We start from the raw sequence: 18,713 nt of genomic DNA, 5'->3' as shown, positions 1-18,713 counted from the left end.
TCCAGGGGTTTATGGATCATTTTTCCGCCGGCGACGGCCCTTAAAAAGGCCACTACAGGCTGTCAGGTATAACGCCCTTTCATTCAGATTATTGTACCCGAAATACTGTACTTTTGCGCCGTTCGCCTAAGTGTTCCAGCTTATGGAAAAGCATGGGCGCATCAATTACAAAAGATTGATTATCAACATGAATTTAATAGCTGAATTACAATGGAGAGGCATGATCCAGGACATTATGCCGGGCACTGAAGAACAACTGTCAAAAGAAATGACCACAGGCTACATCGGCTTCGATCCCACAGCCGATAGCCTGCATATTGGAAGCCTCGTGCCCATCTTATTGCTGGTCCACCTGCAAAAGGCTGGTCATAAGCCTGTTGCACTGGTGGGCGGCGCCACCGGAATGGTGGGCGACCCCAGCGGCAAAAGCGAGGAAAGGAACCTCCTGGACGAAGCCACCCTCAACCACAACCTCGAAGGCGTAAAGAACCAGCTGAAGAAATTCCTGGACTTCTCCCCTTCTCTCCCCAATGCAGCGGAAATGGTGAACAACTATGATTGGTTCAAAGGCATCACCTTCCTCCAGTTCATCCGGGACGTAGGCAAACACATTACAGTCAATTATATGTCCGCTAAGGACAGCGTCCGCAAGCGCCTCGAAGGCGAAAACGGGATGAGCTTTACCGAATTCACCTACCAACTGGTGCAGGGCTACGACTTTTACTGGTTATATGTGAATAAGAACGCAAAGCTGCAGATGGGAGGCAGTGATCAATGGGGCAATATCACCACTGGCACAGAGCTGATCCGGCGCAAGGCTGGCGGGGAAGCTTTTGCTTTCACCTGTCCACTGGTGACCAAAGCAGACGGAACCAAATTCGGAAAGACCGAAAAAGGCAATGTATGGCTGGATCCCACCAAAACCACGCCGTATGAATTTTACCAGTTCTGGCTCAACTCCACTGACGCCGACGCAGAGAAATGGATAAAGACCTTCACTTTTATGGGGCAGGAAGAGATCGAAGCGCTCATCGGACAGCACCGTACAGCGCCCGACCAGCGTCTCCTGCAGAAAAGGCTGGCCAAAGAGATCACCGTCTTTGTGCATGGTACGGAGCAATACGAACAGATCGTCAATACCAGCAAAGGCTTCTACGGCGGAGACCCCATCAACTTCATCAACACTTCCGATGATAATGTTTTGCTGGGCAGCGGTATCCCTTCCTCCACATTCACCAGCGCATGGCCTGTGGATGTCGTCACTTTCCTGGCCGAATGTGGCAGCAGCTTCTTCTCCAGTAAAGGCGATGCAAGGAAGATGATCCAGCAGGGCGGTGTCAGCATCAATGAAATAAAGATCACCGATCCCAAGACCATCATCGACGCATCCTATTTGTTAAAGGAAAAATATATTCTCATTAAAAAAGGAAAGAACTTCCACCTGGTGCTGGCACATTCCTAGTCCGCCAACCCCAGCCTATTCGTCCTTATCGCACTGTACCCTGCTAGCTTAATAACGCCGGCCGTTCCCGGTACGTCTTCAGCACGAATTCGCCGAACAGGGTATTGGCCCACGCAAACCATTTCCGGGTGAACTTCGCCACATCGTCCTTGTGGAAAGACTCATGCATGAACCCCGTGTCCGCATGGCTTTTCTGCAGCATTTTCAGACAGAGTGACATCTCCTGCGGATCGTGGCTGGTAAGGCCCCGTACGATGATGCTCAATGGCCAGATCATGTTGAGTCCGGCGTGCGGACCGCCGATACCTTCTCCAGCCTTGCCTTTAAAGAAGAAAGGATTGGACTCGCTCAGCAGCATCCGCCTTGTATTCTGATAGACGGTATATCCTCTTTTTTCAGCACGCAGCACTGACAGGTCGCCCCCAAAGGCAGTCGACTCCAGATAGGGCAGGGCCAGCAGGCTGGGTACGTTGGCATCGTCCATAAAAGTATGGTTGCCGAATCCATCTACTTCGTAGGCAAACACCTCGCCATAGATAGGATGCGTCACGACCGCGTGTTCACCCAGCGCCTTGATCAGGTCATTCTCCAGCGCAAAGCAAGGCTCTACCAGCTCTTTGCCTTTACCCAGAGCTTCCACAATCGTTCGCAGGTTGCGAAGGCTGCTCAATGCAAACAAATTGGAAGGCACCAGGAACGGGTAGATCGTGGCGTCATCGCTCGGCCTGAACATGGAATGGATGAGACCGACTTTTTTGGTGGGGTATCCATAGCCGCCCAGGGGCACGCCGTCCGTCGCCCAACTCGTCTTGCGCTGGAAGCTATAGGGACCATCGTTATCCTTACGTTGCTGCTCTTTGAATGTCTTTAAGACCAGGCGCATCGCTTCCAGCCAGTCCTGGTCAAAAGCAGAAGTGTCCTTTGTTTCATTCCAGTATCCAAACGCCAGGCGAATGGGATAGCAGAGACTGTCGATCTCCCATTTCCGTTCATGGATACCCGGCTTCATATCCGTGACATCGGTGCTCTTCCATTCGCTTACCTTGCTTTCATCTTTGTAGAAGGCATTGGCATAGGGATCCTTGAGGATACATTTCACCTGGCGGTGGATCACACCCCTGATCAGCTGCTGCAGGTCCTTGTCGTCCTTGCACAGCGAGAGATAGGGATACACCTGGGCGCTGCTGTCCCTCAGCCACATCGCGTCGATATCGCCTGTGATCACGTACGTGTCAGGCTTGCCGCCGATGACCTCGAACTCCACTGTCGTATCTAAAGTATTGGGAAAGCAATTTTCGAAGAGCCATCCGATCTCCTTGTTCCCGATATTCGTTCTCACCTCCCGGATGATCTTCTCTACCGACTTACTTTTAAATTTCCTTTGCGCTTCCGGGATCCGGACCACCGGAAAATCCTTTGCATGTCCGAATGATGGCTTGACTAAAAATCCCGCGGCAGCCAGTGTGCTCTGTTGAAGAAAGGTTCTGCGTTCCATACAGCAAATAAAATTTCAGTTTTTAAGAGGCCGTAAACCTACGTTATTTTTTTCCATCTATTTCTCGTCACGTAAAAAACTATTACCCCGATGGCCGCCAGCGCCAGACCATAGAATGCAAACTTTCCCGTCGCCCCCCATACGAACAACCATATTCCCACGGAAAGTATAACAGGCAAGGGATAGAGCCACATCCTGAAAGGCAGGTACCTCGTTCCCTCTCTTCGCCGGAGTACCACCACGCCCACCGCCTGTGCAACGAATTGCACCAGGATCCGCATTGCTAAAATGGCGCTAATGGCGTGCTCAAGTTTTAGCTGAATGCTAAAAAGAAAACCTAAGGCGCCGATGAACAGCAGTGAAACATAGGGAAATGCTTTCGTCGGGTGCAGCCGGGCGAAAAAAGGGAAGAAGTGCCCGTCGACGGCTGCCGCATAGGGCACCCGCGAATAGCCCAGCACAACGGCAAACAGCGAGGCGAATGCCACCCATAGGACCAGTCCCGTAGCCACCATGGCCGTCCTGTGGCCGTATATCTTCTCCATGAACATGCTGATCACAAAATCCGAATGCATGGCCTCCTGCCAGGGTATCACGCCCACCACGCTGAGGTTCATGCACAGGTAAAGCACCGCAATGCAGATGATGGAGATAAAGATGCTGCGGGGGATATTGCGCCCCGGCTCACGGATCTCTCCGCCCAGGTGACAGACATTGTAATAGCCCAGGTAGCTGTAGATCGTTTTGCCTGACGCCTGGCCCAGCAGGATCGCAAAGCTCCCGGTGAACATGGATTGATCTCCTGAAGGCATGAATGTAAACGGCACCGTCCGGTGCATAAAGCCGCTGATGATGATCCATAGCATGGTGATGATCACCCCCGCCCAAAGGAATACCGAGATCTTTCCGATCGTTTTTATATTCCTGTACAGCAGCAGCACGATCAGTACGACGATGGTCCCCGAGACGGCTTTTCTTCCTGCTTCCCCCAGGGGCACCAGGTATCCAAAATAATGTGAGAAGCCGATGGCGCCGGAAGCCACCACCAACGGAGCTTGCAGACAGGTCTGCCAGACGAAGAGGAACGACATCAGCGGTCCCCATTTTTTTCCGTAAGCCGCCTTCAGGAAATTGTAGCTGCCGCCGGCAAGCGGATAGGCCGCTCCCAGTTCCGCCCAGATCGCGCCGTCGACCAGGGCCGTCACCGCGCCGAAGATCCATGCCCAGAGAAAGAGATTGCTGCCCACGATCTGGATCACCAGTGACAACATGACGAAGGGGCCGATGCCCACCATATCGATCATGTTGATAGAAGTCGCCTGTAGTAATCCGATTTCCCGCTTCAGTTGAGGTGAGGGCATAGGCTGTCGTTGTCGTCCTTTCTGATCAGCGAATATCGGTGAAAAACTTCACATCCTGCTCAGCACGTAACTTCTTCTCCCCTTTGTGGCTTGCAGCTGGTTGCGCCCTCACGCCTTCGTGAACTCTCCGATCGCCTTGATCAGCAGATCGAGATCCCTGGTCGTCGTATATACGTTGGGCGTTATCCTCACTCCATGCAGGTTCTCCCAGTCGATGCCCACCGTATGGATCCTGTATTCCGTCCAGAGAAAGGTCTCCAGCTCGGATGGCTTCTTACCTTCGACGCTCACCATTCCGATGGCACAGCCAAAACCCGGCTTCAGCGAAGTCAGCAGCTTCACCTTCGGGACATGCTGAACGGCGCTCATCCAATAGTTCTTGAGATACAGCAGCCTTTGTTCTTTGCGGGCCGGCCCGATCATGTCGTAAAAGCCGATGGCCTTGCCGATCGCCTGCTCGATAAAAAAGGGGCGGGTACCCAGGCTTTCGAATTTCCGGATATTGCCGGACCTGGGCTCCGGTGTGGCGAAAAGAGGATAGATCGCAGGGATCTTCTCCTTTTTTACATACAACAGGCCGCTGCCAATGCAGGCGGCAAGCCACTTGTGAAGGCTCGTTCCGAAATAGTCGCAGCCAAGCGAAGGGATCGTGAAGGCAAACTGTGCAAAGGAATGGGCTCCGTCCACCAGCACTTCGATCCCCTGTTGATGCGCTGCGTCCGCGATCTTTCGCACAGGCAGGATCTGCCCGTTCCAATTGATGACATGCGTGATATGCACCACCTTCGTCCGCGGCGTAAAAGCTTTGGTATACTGTCCGGCCAGGTAGTCATTGTCTTCGCTGGGAAGGTCCAGGTTGATCCACACCAGCTTGATGCCTTCCCGCATCTCTCTTTGCTTCCAGGCATTGATCATATTCGGGTAATCCTGTTTGGAAAGCACCACCTCGTCGCCAGCCTTCAGCTCCAGGCCAAAGATCACCGTCTCCAGCGCTTCGGAGGCATTGCGGTGAATGGCGATCTCTTCCGGCGATGTCCCCGCAATGCGGGCAAGGTCCTTGCGGAGCGGCTCTCTGCCCTGGTCCAGGACCCTCCACATATAGTAGCTCGGCGCTTCATTGGAAAGGTCGTGATAGCGCTTCATGGCGTCCTGCACGATCTTCGGGGAGGGAGATACCCCGCCGTTGTTGAGGTTGATCAGCTCCGGGGACGTAGTGAATGACTGCTGTACAAAATACCAGAAATCCTCGTCTTCCGCCAGTTCCCCCGGCAGCCGGTCGCCCGCATGCTGAAGGGCCTTGTCCAGGTTGCGGCTCCATACAGGCCGGGTGATCGAACTTAATAACGCAGTGGCGGAAAGTTTTCCAAGTGTATCGAGAAACCGGCGACGGTTGGTTGCAGTCATGTTTGGTTGTTTGAATCCAATATAACGAAAAATTAGCTGGCCCCCTCAACCCAACCTCCATCAAATCGTATATTTGCCCCTCCATGAAGTATTATATTATTGCCGGCGAAGCCTCCGGCGACCTGCACGGCAGCAATCTCATCAAAGAATTGAGAAAGGCCGATCCCCGGACCGAGGTCCGGTGCTGGGGGGGCGACCTGATGGCGGCTGCCGGAGGTGTACTGGTAAAGCACTATAAAGACCTTGCATTCATGGGCTTCGTGGAGGTCCTTAGCAACCTCCGCACCATTTTCCGGAATCTCGAATTCTGCCGCCAGGACATTCAGGCCTACCAACCCGACGCCCTTATTCTCGTAGACTATCCCGGCTTCAATATGCGCATCGCAAAATGGGCCCACCGCCAGGGAATAAAAGTTATTTATTACATCTCCCCCCAGGTATGGGCCTGGAAAGAGGGCCGTGTGCGGCAGATCAAGGAGCACGTGGACAAGATGCTCGTCATCCTTCCTTTTGAAAAAGAGTTTTACAGACGCTGGAACTTTGAAGTAGAATACGTAGGCCATCCCCTGGTGGAAGTGATCGACCGCTTCCTCGCCGATGACCGCCTGCATACCATGCACACCCTCACCCCCACCAATCCCCTCGCCGCTCAAAGCCCACAGCTCTCCACTCACAGCTCACCGCTTGTAGCTAACAGCTTGCAGCTTGCAGCTCTTCCCATCATCGCCCTGCTCCCCGGCTCCCGCCGCCAGGAGATCCTGAAAAAGCTTCCCCTCATGCTGGAAGTGTGCCGCCACTTCCCCAACCATCTCTTCATCGTCGCCAAAGCGCCCGGCCTGGAAGATGCCTTCTACGAGGACATGCTGAAAGCCTATCCCAACGTCTCTTCCGTTCGCAACGAGACCTATGCCCTTCTCTCCAAGGCCAGCGCCGCCTGCGTCACCTCAGGCACAGCCACCCTCGAGACAGCCCTCTTCGGCGTGCCCGAGATCGTCTGTTACAAAGGCAGCCCCGTCTCCTACCAGATCGCCAGAAGACTGATAAAGGTCAAATACATCTCCCTGGTGAATCTCATCATGGACAAACTGGTGGTGAAAGAGCTGATCCAGGACCAGCTCACCCCTGACAACCTCCGTAAAGAGCTCGACGTCCTCCTCAACGACCCCCAAAAGCAAAGACAGCTCCGCGCCGATTACAAGGCCCTGAAAGAGCTCCTCAGCCAGGGCGGGCACGCCTCGGCCAATGCCGCTCACAGCATCCTGCAATTCCTTAATGCTTCTTGAAGATCAGCTTGATAATTAAGACGATAATGGCCACGAGGAACATGAATAGCGAGATCCGGTTGATCCCGTGCATATATTTCATCCATTGCGTATGCGGCGCATTGGGATCCCTCTTCTTAATGTAGAAATACTCGGCAATTTGTCTCCACACGCCCATACAAAGTAAATTGAATCTTAAAGGTAGATAACAACCCCCATTTTTGAATTGTTTAATCCAAAATCCTCTATATTTGCACTCCCAAACGGATTTCCTGTCGCGCAGGCTGATCCATGGGCCATTCCGGGCCGGTCGCCTACAGCCGTCCCGAAATGTGAAAGGGGGTTTAGCTCAGTTGGCTAGAGCGTTTGCATGGCATGCAAAAGGTCACCGGTTCGACTCCGGTAACCTCCACTTAACCGGAGTTTCACTCCGGTTTTTTATTTTTATCCATCCATTTCACAGCTTACCAGCCAAAACTTTCACGGGACCGAGAAGCCCTGACGCAAGGATAGGCGTATGCACATTCAACATATCGAACCTAAACACTTCGTGCGTCTTCGTCAACCGCTGACCTACGGGTAAGCTCAGATCGTGCACCACCCTGTTACACCAGAGATTGACAACCTCTACCTCCAGGATATTCCCCCCGGACAGCACGGCGTCCGTTATATCCATTTGCCACGGGGCGCACCAGAGAACGCCCAGCTTCTTCCCGTTAAGCCGTACGGTTGCTACATTCTTCACGTCACCCAACGATAGATAAATATGTCGCACTTTACCATTTTGTGGCGCAACATCCTGTCCCAGGTCAAAGGTCTTCCTGTATGTAGCCCTTCCTGAATAATACTTGATGCCTTCTTCAGGTCGTTGGGTCCAGCTGACCAGCGCGGGAAATGACACGTGGGAAGGTCCGCCCCAGCTGCTGTCGAAAGAAACATCCCATGGACCCGTAAGACGCTTGATCTCGCTCAATACGTCAAAGTTTCGTTCGGCATGACCATTCATGTCTTTCGGCAACGGCTTTCGGAAGACGATAAAGAAGGCGCCAAAGGGGTCCAGTTCCAGCGGCAGGGAAATGTTTCCTCCTTTCTGCCGGAACGCGTTGGCAGAAAAATGCTTCCCTGTCACGGGGTCCCAGATCTCAGGTAATCTTCCTGTGACACGGAACGTAAATTCACGGGACTGATGCTGGTCGGTTCTGTTGATCACAAAGTATATTTCGGCATCGGATGTCGTGCGGTGAATATAATCGAAGTCTTCCGCATGATCGGCCTGTCCATCAAATGAAAAGTCCTGTCCGACCCCGTCCGCCAGCAGAACTTCCCTGGGCGTTTTTCCCCAGATGATTCGTCCGCTTCCAAAATTCCGTTCTGTTTTGGTTGTACCATTGAGGTCGCCCCAAAGCTCGGCGGCGATACGCAGGACCTCCGCGTCATTTCTTACATAGTCATGTGCACTGGCGGATGCTTGAGGCGGCGGGCCGATGACAGTGGCGCCGTTCATCACGAGCTCCCTGATCCTCTTTATCACAGTCAGCGACATCGCATTCGCTGGTGCCACCGGCACATCGAGTTGCTGATAGCGGCTGACCTCCTTTGCAATCTCCGGTGAAGGACTGACACAATTCTGTAAAACCAGTAATTTATAACGCATTCCGTCCGGCAATTCGATCTGGCCGTTTTTCACTGTCATACGGTTCAGCAAAACATCGGGATTAACATAGTCACAATCATAGCCGGCTCCCAGGGAAGGAATATTGTACTTGGGCGGGACCAGCAATGGCGGCCGCTCCCCCAAATAGAAACAAACATCCCCGACAAAATGCCCTTGCTGCAACATGAACTGGCATCTCGCCAGATAGGAAAAAAAGTCGTTGGACATCTCCCACCAGGTAACATTAGGAGTGAAATGGGTCCCGGCACAGTATTCAAACCCTGGCTTTCCATCGGTCGGCGGCTGGCAAGTGGCCGAGTGAAGCATGAGCCGGTTGATCCCTTCACAAAAAGCGTCGTTGGCATATGGCTTCAGGTCGGAAGGCCCCAAAGTCCAGTGCGTCGCATCTTTTTCCTGCTCGGTAAATGCCTCCGCTTCTGCCTGTCGCTTGCCGTAAACATGGGCCGCGGTGGCCGTTTGTTTAAGGTTTAGGCGTTCCATTCGATCCTTATTGTAACCGCCGGGCGCATTACGATGTCCGTTGACCCAAAATTCTCCCGAGACAATGTCTCCTGTACTAAAATTCTTCAACACATCCTGGGGAGGTATATCATTGGGGCCGCCGGCTTCATTGCCGGCCTTCAAACCATATCGATGACAAAGCTCGGTAAAATGGCCATAGCAGTTCGCCGAAATGCAGTCCTGGATCGTGCGGTTGAAGTCATCCTGGAACCTGTTTGAGATTTGACTGTTCACCACGTTGAATCCTGCCAGCACAGGAAGGTAGCCGGTCAGGTCATAGCCACGGAATCGGCGGAATTGTGCGCGAAGATCCTGCGTCCAGGTCAGTTTACCACACTCCCAACTATCCGACCACAGGTAGTCCAGATGTCCTCCGGCCTTTTTAGCTTCCGCCAGCACCGTTTTTCCCAGATGGTCAAAATATCGATCCAGCGCCGCTGCGCTCAAATAGTCGATTTCATAGCCCTGTCCTCCTTCGAATGTATCTCCTTCAGGATATGCTTTCCATTTACTCCAGGGATGACCCGTAAGTGTATAGCCGCTCCGGAGGACCACCCACTTTCCCGGTGGAACATCCCACGTAAAGACCCCGCTGGGCCTTAGATTCAGTGTCACATCGATGATGCGTGCCGGATCGATGCCCTCATCGCCATCAGGCAAAGGAAATGCCTGTATCATGATATCATGATAATAACCTTCTACTATCCCGGGGCGGACAAGGGTATCGGAATACCTTCTTCCTCCTTCCAGCGTAATTTTTGAAAAAACGATCTTCTTCATGGCATCATCCTGCGTCACCGACGGTCCCATAAAGGTCCACCCGCCTGCCAGGTTAAACCCGATCTCAATGTGCAGCCTGTTGGCCTCTCTGATGGCATGACGAAACAGGGCCCTCCACTCCGCTCCCAGGAACTTTACCCCGGGTAGTGGCGCTGCTCCGGCGTAACCGCCATTGCAAATAAGATTTACACCGCTGATACCCTTTGCCTTGAATTGCCGGAGGTCGCGGGTGATGCCTTCCCGTGTAACCCTGTTGTATATCCAAAACCAGTATACTCTTGATTTGGCTTCATCTGGCGGTGAAATAAAAGACCGCAGCAGTTTGTCACCCGCCTCACCGGTTCGCCTCACCTGCGAAAACGCACGGATAGTCACTAACAGTGAGGATGCGTATATCAAAAACAGCCAATGAATAGAAGTTGATCTTTTGCCCATGTCTCTAAAGATAAAACACTGACCGAAAAAACCATCCCTTTCTATCCTGTCCGGTACTATTTCCCCTTCAACAACTCCAATATCCCTTCATTCTTGATGATCAACATTCCCTGCCGGTCTTCCGTAATGCCCTCCTGCAGCCGGTAAGTATACCTGGGACGATGCCCCTCCATAATAGTAGGCATGTATACAAACCGGATGTTGCCCCGCTCTTTCAGCCCTTCGCCCACTTCTGTAATATGGGTGGAAACAATGAACAAACATTCCTGGTAGTCCGCAAACCCTTTTGTCACCGCCAGTGTACCGTCATATGCATCTTTTACATTGGTGCCCTTGAACAATTCATCGAACATCAGCAATAATCTTCTACCGCTGGCGGTAGCCTCCGCTGCCTGTTTTACCCTTATTACTTCCGCATAAAAATGACTATACCCCAGGCCGATATTGTCTGCCACATTAATAGAAGAATACATGCCTTCCCTTACGGAAAAGATCATCTTTGACGCAGCCACCGGAAAGCCGAGATGGGCAAGGTACAAAGCAATCCCCACCGATTTCATAAATGTTGATTTACCTGCCATGTTAGCGCCTGTAAGGAACAAAACGTTACTGTTCCTTCCCAATCTGATATCATTACCTACGGCTTTGTCAATACAAGGATGGGAAAGGTTGGCTGCATCCAATACATTATCTGTCCCTGGAAGTGCCTGGGCAAATACAAAGCCTTTCGCCCGGGCTACGTCGCTTACGGCTATATACACATCGGTCTCATAAATGAACGAGAGGATGGCTTGCATTTGCTGCCGGAGTTTACATTTCAGCAGGTAGTCATACCCGGCCAATGTTTTCACCGGTATGGCCTGGTATATGTCTGTATGGTATACTTTTTCTATCCGCTTATCGTGAAGGATCTGCTCGATAGCTGCAACTCGGTTGGCATAAGGCCCGGCCGCATTGCGGAGCCCACTTGCGAAAATTTGGCATTTATTCAGGGTAATAATAGTCGCCTGCAATCCCTGCACTATCTTTTTATAGCCTTCGTCCCTTGTTAAGGAGGCTAGCCCCTTCTTAATGAAGATGCCAGCAAAAGTAAGGAGAGCGCTCCTGCCCGTTCCGGCATCCAGGTACTCCCGCATGAGTGTCACCTGCTTCGGGTCGAAAGGGAAGGTCAGTTGTTGTTGGAAAAAGAACTGGAAGACAGCGGTGCGGTCATTGATGGCCTGCTCATCATTCAGTGGATGGTAGAACATTCTGTCAAGTTCCTGCTCTCCCCCCCTGGTCTTCGTACGGTTGAACATATGGTACACGGACCCCTGCCGGAACTTGCCCGGGAGGTTCAACTCTTCCAATGTTTGCTTATCAGTTTCAAAAGACATAAATATTATTTTTTCCCTTTGGCCAATATATCCAGGATGCTTTCATTTCGAATGATGATCATGCCGTGCCGGTCGTCGGTTATTCCCTTTTCCAGCGTATAGGTATATTCTGGCAGGTGATCATTCATCCGCGTTGGCAGATACCAATAATCAATATTCGATTCTTGTCGCAGATCAGCCCCTGCTTCTACAATATGGGAAGAGACAATGAACATGCTGCTGCGCTGTAGGGCGAACCCCTTTACTACCGCTACGGTGGCCTCATGTGCATCTTTTACATTCGTACCACGGAACAGCTCGTCGAACAAAATAAAAAAAGACTTTCCCGTAGCCAATTCCGTCGCCATTTTCTTTACCCTCAATACCTCCGCATAAAAATGGCTGGCGCCAATGCCAAGGTTATCCGGCAGGTTGATAGTTGTATACAGGCCGTCCATCACCGAAAATTCCATAGATCTGGCCGCTACGGGAAAACCAATGTGTGCCACATACAGCGCTGTACTTAATGAGCGCAGAAAGGTTGATTTGCCCGCCATATTTGCGCCGGTTAAGAAGATCACGTTCTGAGCAGCGTTCATCCTGATGTCGTTCCCCACTGGCTTGCTCAGCGCCGGGTGATATACCTGCTCGATTGTAAGATGGCAGGACCCTTTTTCCAGTGCTTTGGGGAAAACGAATTTTCGTTCTCTGGCTGTTTGAGCCACGGACATGTATACATCCAGGTAATAAACATGTCGCAGCAATCCTTCTATCTTCTGCCTTTCGCTTACACGGAACAGGGCATCAAAGGCCGTTACGGCGCCATAGGATAATTTTTCCTTCGAGTCGATTTTTAACACCGGCTCAAAAGCCGCATTGGCCAGTAAATGTTCAACAGCTTCACGTTCGGCAGTATAGGCGACCAGATCCGATATGGCCCGTTGCTCCATAAAGACTTCTGTGCGCCGGATGAGCTCTATGACAGCGCTCACCCCATTCTGTATCTCTTTTTCACCAAGGGTACTCCGGCTATTTTTATTTTTCTCATGCTCTGCTCCATTGGCCAGGTATTTTTCTGCCATGTCAAACAGAGAGGCATTATAGGGAAAGGAGAGGTTCAACCTTGCAAAACCTTCAATAATGGCGCTGCGTCGGTTGATGGCTTCTTTGTCGGCCAACGGGTTGCGGAACAGTTCTTCCAAAAGGGCTTCGCCACCCCGCGTGTGAACATGGTTATAGATATCATAAATACCGTCGCCATCGCGCTTGCCGAATATTCCCAGATCCTTTATAGTTTGTTCATCTGTGCGTAACATATTCATTATTAACTACTTGAATGTCAAACAAATTATTGTCTTTTTCGCCTTATCAGCAATATGATTGCACATAATAATATTAAGCCGGGCAATACCCATACGTACAGGATCTTCTGTATGTGCGCGCCCCTTTCTCCCGTGTTCAACAAAATATCTTTCGGAGCGGGGCGGAACATTTGAACAGGAAATCCATTATACGTCACCCAGCTGTACAGCGCAATAAGATAATCGTAATTACCCTTGAGTCGCATATTGCTGGCAAAATCGGCATCGCCGCAAATAATAATGCGTTGCTCCTTATTGGAGAGCCGCCGGGTTAATTGAACGGCCGTTGTAAAATTCTTTTCGGGCAGATCACCCTCTGCCGGGTTAATAGCGGGCAATGTTGAATCAATCACCAGATTACCTGCCTTTAACCACACCCGGCCGGGACTGCTGATCAGCAATGGCCTTATGGTGAAAGCACTGTCGGGTGTACTGACCATTCCCATAACGCCAGGCATCAGCATCTTTGCCGTATCTCCTCTTTCCAGGGCTCCCTGTATCCCTGCAAATGATTCGATAAGCGTACTGTTGCTTGCAGTCAGATAAGGCGTCACTTTGTCCGGTGTTTCATGATAGCTCGGCTGCACCAGTTGCCCGTTCATAAATTGCACGCCCATTTGACGAAGAACGGGATTGAGCACAGCTTGTTTACCCGGTTCGCCAAGAATGATCATATTTCCACCATTCTTTACATAATCCCTGAGTCTGTTTTGAGCGGCCATGTCCATGAACATTTTAGGGTCTGCCAGTATCAATGCTGTACAGTTGCCTGGTATATCCTGGGCTGCCAAATTAAGCGTATCCACGTCAAAGCCAATATTTACCAAAGTGCTCCGTTCTGTCTTTAAAGAAGAATGAAACGCATACTCCCGTTCCGCAGTTTTGAAGATATTCCGCTCCAGCTGGCCGGTGGCAAAATAGATGGTGGGTATTGTTTCGGGGTGTAACAGCCGCTTAAAGGCAGCAGCCACATTTACCAGGTCCGGCCAGGGTTTATCGTAGCTGGGATAGGTACGCAAAAACTGGGTACGTCCACGATAGGTAAGCTGCATGATCAACCGGTAATCTTCAGGCTGCAGATCCACGATCTTGCGTATCTCTTCAGGTGCTTTGAACAGGGAAATATCGAAATCAAGTGACGCTGCCCTGTCTTTTGCTATTTGCCTGAGTGTTTGCCCTGAAGGGGAATGTAAGAAAATACTGTCTTTCGTATCGTAATAGTAAACATATTTAAAGTTGATATCCGGCTTAAAGCGCAAATACGGCTCCCACATTGCTGCCATGTACGATGCGTTGCGTGTTTCCGGTAAAGCATGGGCCAGATCGCTTCCCAGCAAATTGCCGTAGAGCGTCACTTCCAGCGTACTATCCCCCATAGCATGAATGAGGTCTTGCATCCGTTTGGGGATGGTATTCGTCTTTGCCGCAGTTGCATCAAGATACAGGGTGAGCATCGGCCTTGAACTTGTATACCCAATCAGCAATGTCACAGATAACACGGCCAGATACCTCCCGGTTTTGACATACCATGGCCTGGCTTCCCTGCCGCCTTTGAGTTTGACGATGGTAAAACCCACAAACATGAGCGCCACTACCATAAAGTAAATAACATCGCGGCTAACGATAAGCCCGTTCAACATTTTCATGGTGCGGTTTTGCAGGGAGAGGAAGTATGTGAGATCGCGCACCAGGTCATAGCGCTGCCAAAATCCGCCGATAAGGCCCAAACCGAAGATGACGATGAAGGTGCTAAGTGCGGCAATTACCTGGTAACTGGTAAGTGCGGACATAAGAAGTCCGATGGCCGAATAGGTGCAAGTGAGCAAATAAAACCCAAGGACCGCTGACAGCAGCAGGCCATAGTCTACATGTTGGATATTGAAAAAGGCAGTGATAATAAAAAACAACAAAATGCCCACCAGCAGCAGATTATAGAGCATGATGCCGATGTACTTCCCCACTACTATCTGTCGAATGCCTACCGGGGCGGAATAAAGGAGCTTGGAGGAACCGCTGTGCGTTTCCCGGCTGATCAAACCCATGGTTAGCACCGGTATAAAAAAGCAAAGATTACTCAGAACATTTGCAAAAACGTTGCTTCCAAGGAATAGTCCGGCTGTTAAAGAAGAACTAAACCCCTTAAAGGAGGGACTGTTCTGCTGCATAATGTCCTGCCAGTTGGCGTAATAATAAAGGGGATTACTATAAAGAAAAGCGCACTGCACCATAAAAACCAACAGCACAAACCAGGCAATGGGTGAGTAGAACAGATAACGCCATTCGTTTCTTGCTATTTTAAACAGGATCATCATGAATCATTTTAATTTTTATTGCCGTTTTCTTCTCACCAGCAGCACGGTGGCAATTATCAACAGCACCCCCGGCAATACCCATACATAAATTGCTTTTTGAAAAGCTGCCCTGCGCGGGCCAAGTGTTATAATATTGTCTTTGGCGGCAAAAGCCCTGGTATACACGGGGAATCGGTTATACACCAGCCAACTGTAGACTGAACGTACCAGCTCTGTTTGAAGTCGAAGGTTGCTGGCAATGTCAGCATCTCCATACACCACGATCCGCTGCTCCCTGTTTTGTTTTTTTCTGGTTAACTGAAGCGCTACGGAAAAGGAAGGTTGCTTAAGGTCCCCCTGTTCCGGGCTAAATACAGGAGGTACAGAATCCGTAACGAGCTTGCCCATCTTTGACCAGGTTTGACCTGTAAGAGTCAGCAGTAAGGGCTTGGCAGTAAAACCGCTATCCGAAGAAGAAGAGATACCCGTTACCCCCTGCAGCAAACCTGCCGTAGTATCCGGCTTTAGGTTAGTACCGAGCCACCGTCTCCAAAATATGAACGTTGGTTCATCCGCAAGATGGACGTACGTCGGCGTCCAATACGGCGCTATCTTATCGGCGGTTTCACCGTCGCTGGGTTGTACCAGCTGACCATTGGTAAATTCAATACCTAATTGCCGCAGCACCGGGTTGAGTACATATTGTTTGCCGGGTTCGCCCAATATAAACAGGTTACGCCCCTGATCGATGAAATTCCGCAACTTGCCCAGCACCACAGGGCTCAGTTCTCTTTTGGGGTCGGCCAGTACAAGAACCGCCAGGTCCGGGGGGATCTCCTGCGTCGTAAGATTCAGTGTATCCACATCAAAACCCAGGCTTGTCAATGCATTGGATTTTACGTTCTGAGGCATTAGCCTTGCTATGGTGTGGCCGTAATATTCGCGTTCACCCCATTTATAAATGCTACGCTCCAGTTCACCGCTTACGAAGGCAATTTTGGGCATCGATGTGCCCAAAAGTCGGTGCAACGCGGCAATAATGTGAGGCTCTGTCGATCCGCCATTTATATCCAGCCCTGTTTCGCCGGGAAAAAATCGCAAAATGGTACTGCGCCCTTTGTGCCTTAATCGCACAAATAGTGTGTAATTTTCCGGATCGTTCAGGTCGATCACGCTGCGAATTTGTTCAGGTGATTTGAACAGGGCAGAATCCACCTGCAATCCCCTTGCGACAAGACCCGCTATCTGCTTTAGATTCTTACCGGGAAAGGTCTTGTAATAGGAACTGTCCCCCGGCGCTATTGCATAAAAATATTCATACCTGAATTCAATGTCCGGTTTGATACGAATATAAGGCTCCCATAGATCCAGCCAGGTGTTACGGGCCTTTGGCAATCCCGCTGCAGCATCTTTAGACAATAAATTGGTGTAAAGCGTCACCTCGAGTGAACTATCACCTAATTCCTTTAAGATTTCCCGGGTTCGGTGATGGAGGGTATTAGCCTTAATGGCCGTAGTATCCCAATAACCCGTAAAACGCGGGCGCGAACCTATATACCCTGCCAGTAACCCCGATACGATGATGACGATGTATCTTCCTGTTTTAACATACCAGGGTTTGCTGTCTCTTCCGGCGCGTAGCTTCGCTATCGTAAAGCCGACAAACATATAAATGATCGCCAGGTAATAAATGAGGTCTTTGCTCCGTATCAGACCCTTGATCATTTTTTCGGTACGATCCCTGACAGAGAGAAGCCAGGTAATTTCCCTGACAAGATCATATTGTTGCCACAATTCTCCAATGGACATCAGCAGAAAAAGGACGGTAAAGCTGGCAATGGCAGCCACAATAGGATAGTTGCTGAGGCTTGATGTAAAAAGTCCTATGGCCGTCAATGCGCACAGGAACATATATAGCCCCAGGCTTGCAGAGAACAATTGGGGAAGATCCAGGTCCTTAATATCAAAAAATCCGGACAGGACAAAGATCCCCGTGATCGAAAGTAAAATAAAATTGTAGATCATAAGAGCAAGGTATTTGCCCAGTACGATCTGGCGCGTAGCCACCGGTGAAGAATACAGTAGCTTGTAGCTGCCGTTGTTAAACTCCCGGCTGATTATTCCCATGGTAAGCAACGGAACAAATAAATACAGCTGAGGCAGGATGTTCGAAAAAAAAGCCTGGTATACCGAGGCGGTGACCGATTGCGTTAGAACATTTACAATGCCCGGACTGTTCTCCAGCATCGATTCGGCAAACTGAGCAGAAGGTTGCAATATGGCCATATACGTATAACCACACAACATCAAAAAGACAATGGCCATGAACCATGCAACGGGGGAGTAAAAAAGATTCCGAAGCTCGTTCTTTGCTATATGTATGATCGTTTTCATTTAGGCCGGTGCTTGAGTGGATAAATGTTTAAATACATCATCCAGCAATCCCTTATCCGGAGTGATCTCTCTTAATCCCCACCCCCCGGCAACGGATGCTGCGACGAGTGCGTCGCTTACATCCTCTTGGCTACTATCAAAATGTACCCTTAGCTGTTGCTCGGTCAAAAAATCAACTTTTGTAACGCCCGGCACTTTCAGCAGTTCCTCAGTCAACGGCGGGTTCTCCAGGCGCATCAGGATGCTTTTGGTCTGTACATAATTATTAAAGGCATCCATGGTATCGGCAAATACGATGCTGCCTGCTTCTATCATAATTATTTCTCTGCAAAGAAGATTGATCTCGGAGAGAATGTGAGAAGAAAGAAGCACCGTATGCTCCCGGGCTATTTCTCTGATCAGCTTCCTCGCCTCTATCAGCTGGTTGGGATCCAACCCATTGGTAGGCTCATCCATCACCACCAGCCTTGGCTTGTGTATGATGGCTTGCGCAATACCTACCCTCTGTCGGTAACCTCCGGAAAGGTTCCTGATAAGCCTGCTGCTGAAATGGGTAATGCCACAACGTTCCTTTACTTCTTCCACTGCGGTCTTTACTTTGTCCTTATCCATCAATCGAAGTTGGGCGCTGTAGGTGAGGTATTCATCAATGGTAAGGTCTGTGTAAAGGGGTGGGGTTTGCGGCAAAAACCCTATTTGCTTTTTGGCTTGTTCGGGCTCCCTGCGCAGATCGATGCCATCGATATACACATCGCCTTCCGTTTGATTGAGCACCCCGCAAATAATGTTCATGGTGGTCGACTTCCCGGCGCCATTGGAACCCAGTAAGCCGATGATGCCTCTTTCCTGGATCTCGATATTGATATCGCGTATAGCCCACGAGCTGCTGTACTGGTGAGAGAGATGCGCTGTTTTTAAAATAAAAGACATGTTGTAT

12 protein-coding genes and 1 tRNA gene are annotated in these 18,713 nt (G+C 50.5%); 3 read left to right on the top strand and 10 right to left on the bottom strand.

The features are described from left to right. The first annotated feature begins 187 nt into the window (after positions 1 to 187). Positions 188 to 1,462, top strand: a complete 1,275-nt coding sequence (gene tyrS, locus Q4E93_RS15345; RefSeq protein WP_303586626.1) for a tyrosine--tRNA ligase — start codon at positions 188 to 190, stop codon at positions 1,460 to 1,462. Between the two features lie 43 nt (positions 1,463 to 1,505). Here the strand turns inward: tyrS and Q4E93_RS15340 are convergent, their stop codons facing one another. From Q4E93_RS15340 to Q4E93_RS15330, 3 genes are all read right to left on the bottom strand, one after another. Next, positions 1,506 to 2,957, bottom strand: a complete 1,452-nt coding sequence (locus Q4E93_RS15340) for a glycoside hydrolase family 125 protein (protein ID WP_303586624.1) — start codon at positions 2,955 to 2,957, stop codon at positions 1,506 to 1,508. A gap of 38 nt (positions 2,958 to 2,995) precedes the next feature. After that, positions 2,996 to 4,318: an APC family permease gene (locus Q4E93_RS15335; protein WP_303586622.1), complete on the bottom strand. Its 1,323-nt coding sequence runs from the start codon at positions 4,316 to 4,318 to the stop codon at positions 2,996 to 2,998. 108 nt (positions 4,319 to 4,426) lie between these two features. Further along, positions 4,427 to 5,722 carry an aminotransferase class V-fold PLP-dependent enzyme gene (locus tag Q4E93_RS15330; protein ID WP_303586620.1) on the bottom strand — a complete coding sequence of 432 codons (1,296 nt, stop codon included), beginning with the start codon at positions 5,720 to 5,722 and terminating at the stop codon, positions 4,427 to 4,429. An 83-nt stretch (positions 5,723 to 5,805) separates the two neighbouring features. Between Q4E93_RS15330 and Q4E93_RS15325 the strand changes: the two genes are divergently transcribed. Next, complete coding sequence (locus Q4E93_RS15325; protein WP_303586619.1) at positions 5,806 to 7,005, top strand: lipid-A-disaccharide synthase; 1,200 nt, start codon at positions 5,806 to 5,808, stop codon at positions 7,003 to 7,005. Here the strand turns inward: Q4E93_RS15325 and Q4E93_RS15320 are convergent. After that, on the bottom strand, positions 6,992 to 7,162 hold the full coding sequence (locus tag Q4E93_RS15320) for a DUF6728 family protein (RefSeq protein ID WP_303586618.1): 171 nt from the start codon (positions 7,160 to 7,162) through the stop codon (positions 6,992 to 6,994). The genes Q4E93_RS15325 and Q4E93_RS15320 overlap by 14 nt on opposite strands. A 160-nt stretch (positions 7,163 to 7,322) precedes the next feature. Between Q4E93_RS15320 and Q4E93_RS15315 the strand changes: the two genes are divergently transcribed. After that, a tRNA-Ala gene (locus Q4E93_RS15315) sits at positions 7,323 to 7,396 on the top strand. A gap of 45 nt (positions 7,397 to 7,441) precedes the next feature. Here the strand turns inward: Q4E93_RS15315 and Q4E93_RS15310 are convergent. The 6 genes from Q4E93_RS15310 to Q4E93_RS15285 are packed head-to-tail and all read right to left on the bottom strand — an operon-like array spanning position 7,442 to position 18,706. Then, on the bottom strand, positions 7,442 to 10,375 hold the full coding sequence (locus Q4E93_RS15310; RefSeq protein WP_303586616.1) for a glycosyl hydrolase: 2,934 nt from the start codon (positions 10,373 to 10,375) through the stop codon (positions 7,442 to 7,444). 56 nt (positions 10,376 to 10,431) lie between these two features. Next, positions 10,432 to 11,751 carry a MutS-related protein gene (locus tag Q4E93_RS15305; RefSeq protein ID WP_303586614.1) on the bottom strand — a complete coding sequence of 440 codons (1,320 nt, stop codon included), beginning with the start codon at positions 11,749 to 11,751 and terminating at the stop codon, positions 10,432 to 10,434. A 5-nt stretch (positions 11,752 to 11,756) separates the two neighbouring features. Beyond that, positions 11,757 to 13,046, bottom strand: a complete 1,290-nt coding sequence (locus Q4E93_RS15300; RefSeq protein ID WP_303586612.1) for a MutS-related protein — start codon at positions 13,044 to 13,046, stop codon at positions 11,757 to 11,759. A gap of 32 nt (positions 13,047 to 13,078) precedes the next feature. Next, positions 13,079 to 15,403, bottom strand: a complete 2,325-nt coding sequence (locus Q4E93_RS15295) for an ABC transporter permease (RefSeq protein ID WP_303586611.1) — start codon at positions 15,401 to 15,403, stop codon at positions 13,079 to 13,081. A 15-nt stretch (positions 15,404 to 15,418) separates the two neighbouring features. Beyond that, positions 15,419 to 17,776 carry an ABC transporter permease subunit gene (locus Q4E93_RS15290; protein WP_303586610.1) on the bottom strand — a complete coding sequence of 786 codons (2,358 nt, stop codon included), beginning with the start codon at positions 17,774 to 17,776 and terminating at the stop codon, positions 15,419 to 15,421. Continuing rightward, positions 17,777 to 18,706: an ABC transporter ATP-binding protein gene (locus tag Q4E93_RS15285; protein ID WP_303586608.1), complete on the bottom strand. Its 930-nt coding sequence runs from the start codon at positions 18,704 to 18,706 to the stop codon at positions 17,777 to 17,779. Positions 18,707 to 18,713 lie beyond the last annotated feature (7 nt).

Origin of the sequence: Flavitalea plasmicola, from assembly GCF_030546645.1 — a bacterium.
Classification (GTDB): Bacteria; Bacteroidota; Bacteroidia; order Chitinophagales; family Chitinophagaceae; genus Puia.
This window is presented reverse-complemented; position numbering and strand designations above follow the sequence as displayed.

Bases quoted from the DNA above. Each gene is read 5' to 3' on its own strand.
- tyrS (WP_303586626.1), top strand. From the start codon at position 188: ATGAATTTAATAGCTGAATTACAATGGAGAGGCATGATCCAGGACATT.
- Q4E93_RS15340 (WP_303586624.1), bottom strand. From the start codon at position 2,957: ATGGAACGCAGAACCTTTCTTCAACAGAGCACACTGGCTGCCGCGGGA.
- Q4E93_RS15335 (WP_303586622.1), bottom strand. From the start codon at position 4,318: ATGCCCTCACCTCAACTGAAGCGGGAAATCGGATTACTACAGGCGACT.
- Q4E93_RS15330 (WP_303586620.1), bottom strand. From the start codon at position 5,722: ATGACTGCAACCAACCGTCGCCGGTTTCTCGATACACTTGGAAAACTT.
- Q4E93_RS15325 (WP_303586619.1), top strand. From the start codon at position 5,806: ATGAAGTATTATATTATTGCCGGCGAAGCCTCCGGCGACCTGCACGGC.
- Q4E93_RS15320 (WP_303586618.1), bottom strand. From the start codon at position 7,162: ATGGGCGTGTGGAGACAAATTGCCGAGTATTTCTACATTAAGAAGAGG.
- Q4E93_RS15310 (WP_303586616.1), bottom strand. From the start codon at position 10,375: ATGGGCAAAAGATCAACTTCTATTCATTGGCTGTTTTTGATATACGCA.
- Q4E93_RS15305 (WP_303586614.1), bottom strand. From the start codon at position 11,751: ATGTCTTTTGAAACTGATAAGCAAACATTGGAAGAGTTGAACCTCCCG.
- Q4E93_RS15300 (WP_303586612.1), bottom strand. From the start codon at position 13,046: ATGTTACGCACAGATGAACAAACTATAAAGGATCTGGGAATATTCGGC.
- Q4E93_RS15295 (WP_303586611.1), bottom strand. From the start codon at position 15,403: ATGATGATCCTGTTTAAAATAGCAAGAAACGAATGGCGTTATCTGTTC.
- Q4E93_RS15290 (WP_303586610.1), bottom strand. From the start codon at position 17,776: ATGAAAACGATCATACATATAGCAAAGAACGAGCTTCGGAATCTTTTT.
- Q4E93_RS15285 (WP_303586608.1), bottom strand. From the start codon at position 18,706: ATGTCTTTTATTTTAAAAACAGCGCATCTCTCTCACCAGTACAGCAGC.